The sequence below is a fragment of the Brevibacillus massiliensis genome, from assembly GCF_000311785.1.
In the GTDB taxonomy this organism is placed as follows: Bacteria; Bacillota; Bacilli; order Brevibacillales; family Brevibacillaceae; genus Brevibacillus_C; species Brevibacillus_C massiliensis.
Map to the genome: position 1 here is coordinate 32,275 of NZ_HE978558.1, position 3,269 is coordinate 35,543.

Sequence of the window (3,269 nt, forward strand, 5' to 3'; positions counted from 1 at the left end):
CCCAAGGTTGTTAAAGGGATCATAGCAAAATATCAACATGACAGACGAAAAAAATTAAGAGTACTTATATTTCTTTATAAACACTTTCCAGATTTACGGAAAACTTTGGAAGAGGAAATTAAAAAAATGAAAAATAACGAGGTAACACTACCAGAAATTACGAGGATTATCACCCTAAAAAGTGTGAACGCAGAAGGATATCAGGCAATTAAAAAACACTTTTTAGAGGAAAAGAAAATATCAAAAAAATTGTGGGAGCAAATCGAATCGAGTTTTAGTAAAAGCAAGAAGGGATGATTTAGTCATGGGGACTTCGAAGGGATATCTGCCACCAACAGGATATATGTGGTCAGAGACGAAAAGAGCTGTAACTAATATGGCCAAGAATAATTTTAGTGGTAATTCTATTGGTAGGGCAGTATCCAACTTTGCTAAAGCGACGAAAAACAATGGTTTTGCTAGAGGGAACAAATCTTCTGTAGGAACTGTAGGTTCTAAAGCAGTTGGTTTTATTGGCTTAGTTAGAACAATAGGTCTAGAGAATGCATTACATGAGGTTGGTCTTTCGCATTTAGTCGGGAAAAGCCTTCAAGAAATTTATTTTGGGTTATTAGACTATTTTTCAGAAGAGGCAAATACATTAAATCAAGTTATTGCCAACCAGGCAATGCAGGAACTAATGGCAGAAATAATGGTAGGAGTTAGTGAAGTTGAAGCCTTTGAACAGATACTTTCGTCACTTGATGGGAATATTTTTTTAAGAGACTTTCTGATAAAGTTTGTAGAAGTTGCTTTCTTTACAAACTTTGCAGAGAAGATCAATTCATTGTGTAAAGGGATTGAAGAGACTATAAAAGCTCAAGAACAAATAAAAGAATTTATTAGAATCCAAATTAGCAATAATTATACAATTGAGGATCTGAAAGATATAGACTGGAAAGGAAAATCTGGAAAGGATTTTGTTGAGAAAAAATGTGAAGAGGTTTGGGAAATCTTTGAGAGTTGGAGGGATTCGAATGAATGATATTTGGGTTAACAAGGAAGTAGTTCATTCGGTTCCAAATGACAAGTTAGTGTTTAATATACTTTCGAAAAATCAAAAATCAAATGTAAAAACAGATGTTGAGATGCTTTGGAGAAGATTTGGGAAATTACATGTCTCAGATATCATTGAAGATCTTTTAATTATTGGTATATCTGTTTTTAGTGTTGATAAACGTTTATCAAGAAGAATATCGGAAGATAATTGGAGTAGAAGAATCAATGTCCATGTTCCAGTAATTGAGTTGGAGAAATGGCTTTCTGTAAAAACGAAATTAGAAGAACTGTTGTCTTTTTTAAGTGGAGATCACTGGACGTTTTATTTCCGTAAGTCTATAGAAAAATTAAGAGGAAATAAACTCAATAATAGATATGAATTAATAGATGGTTCTCAATTCAATTGTGTTTCACTGTTTTCTGGTGGGTTAGATTCTTTCGCAGGAGCATTAACAATATTGGAAAAACATCAAAACCCGATTTTTGTTGGTTTTAGGGAGTATCCTTCATTAACTAGAAGACAAGTTGATTTAATAAATGCTATTAAAAAACCCTATAATAAACAAAATATAGATTTTATCCCTTTTAATGTTTCCCCTAGAAAACCGTTAAATGCTGATGATAGAGATATATACCATGAAAATACAAGTAGAAGTAGGTCATTTTTGTTTATAGTAGGGGCAGTTGCTGTAGCTTCCTCAATAGGTGATAATGCACCTGTCTATATACCTGAAAACGGGTTTATTGGTATTAATGTGCCATTAACACAGAGTCGAAGCGGAAGTTGCAGTACTAGAACAACCCATCCCCGTTTTATTTCTTCATTAAATAGGTTGCTTGAAGCAGTAGGGATTAAACACAAGATTGTGAATTTCTATTCCCAAAAATCAAAAGGTGAAATTGTCGCTGAACATAAAAATAACGAAGTGTTTAGAAACTATTATAAGGAAACAATATCTTGTGCTCATCCAAGTCAATCAAGGTATGATAAAATCACCCCACCGACTAACTGTGGATATTGTTATCCATGCCTTATAAGGAAAGCATCGTTAGTTTCAAATGGATTTATAGAAGATGTATACAATTTTAACTATAAATTAGGTAAGAGTTTTATAGAGGAGTATAACTCGTTGGTCGGTAAATCAAGTGATCTAAGGGCATTATTGTATGCTGTACGTAAATATATTGATAATGTCCATAACGATTTATTTGTTCCTAACATATTATTGAGTCACGGTTCATTAACATTGAATGAAATAAAATTATATGAAAGAGTTTATAAACAATCGATGCACGAACTTATTGAGATGATAAAGTATGAAGAAAAACAACATAAAGATGGGCTATTAGAATATTTGGGCTGGACAGGGAATAAATAGAATGAAAAGCTTAATTGATTTTCATGTACATATTGATTATTACAAGGATTATAGGAGCAAAATAGAATATTACGAACAGAATAGAATCTATGCGTTGTTTGTGACAAACTTACCCCAGATATTTAACGAAAGTATGAGATTATTTTCAAATTTGAAATATGTAAAGATAGCGTTAGGGTACCATCCCAGATTTATAAAAGAAGAACCTTTTAATAAAGAGTTGTTTAACAAGTGCATATCGCTGACTAAATATATAGGTGAAGTAGGATTAGATTACAGCGATGAATTTTTAGATTATAAGGAAGAACAACAAAGGATATTTAAATATATTTGTAAAAAAGCGGGTGAAACGAATAAAATTCTGTCCGTTCATTCTTATAAAGCTGAAGAAGATGTACTAAAAATTTTAATTGATAATAATGTAAAATTTGCGGTGTTTCACTGGTATTCAGGTAGTATTTCTTTCATCAAGGATATCCTAGATGCAGGGTATTACTTTTCAATCAATTACTCAATGTTAAGAACAAAAAAAGGTACGGAGATAATAAAGTCAATTCCGCTGAATAGAATTTTAATCGAAACAGATGGACCTTTCAGCAATTTTAAAGGACGTCCCATATCACCAAATGACTTATCTCAGGTATATAACGAAATTGGTCGAAAAATTGGAGTTAATGATTTATCAGAATTAGCCTTTAATAATTTAAAGAACTTGCTTCTCTCACAATTAAACAGTTCCTAGCTAAATGACAATACAAGGTTGCTTTTTCTACTCAACTGGTCGGTTCCTTAACACCTAATATGTTAATATCAAATAAATCCCGTCCTGGGAAAATAAAAACTGTCCAGGGA

Annotated in this window: 4 protein-coding genes; all 4 read left to right on the top strand. The window is 32.2% G+C overall.

The window, feature by feature from the left end; all coding sequences use genetic code 11:
- Positions 1-297: hypothetical protein (locus HGBM_RS30920; protein WP_026074658.1), on the top strand; the 297-nt coding region annotated here is incomplete at its 5' end.
- A gap of 7 nt (positions 298-304) precedes the next feature.
- Positions 305-1,024 carry a hypothetical protein gene (locus tag HGBM_RS28635; RefSeq protein ID WP_019123932.1) on the top strand — a complete coding sequence of 240 codons (720 nt, stop codon included), beginning with the start codon at positions 305-307 and terminating at the stop codon, positions 1,022-1,024.
- Positions 1,017-2,417, top strand: coding sequence for a Qat anti-phage system QueC-like protein QatC (qatC, locus tag HGBM_RS25600; RefSeq protein ID WP_019123933.1), 1,401 nt, complete (start codon positions 1,017-1,019; stop codon positions 2,415-2,417). Before HGBM_RS28635 ends, qatC begins: the two co-directional genes overlap by 8 nt.
- 1 nt (position 2,418) lies before the next feature.
- Entirely contained in the window at positions 2,419-3,159 is a 741-nt protein-coding gene (locus HGBM_RS25605) for a TatD family hydrolase (protein ID WP_019123934.1), read from the top strand.
- The last annotated feature ends 110 nt before the right edge of the window (positions 3,160-3,269 follow it).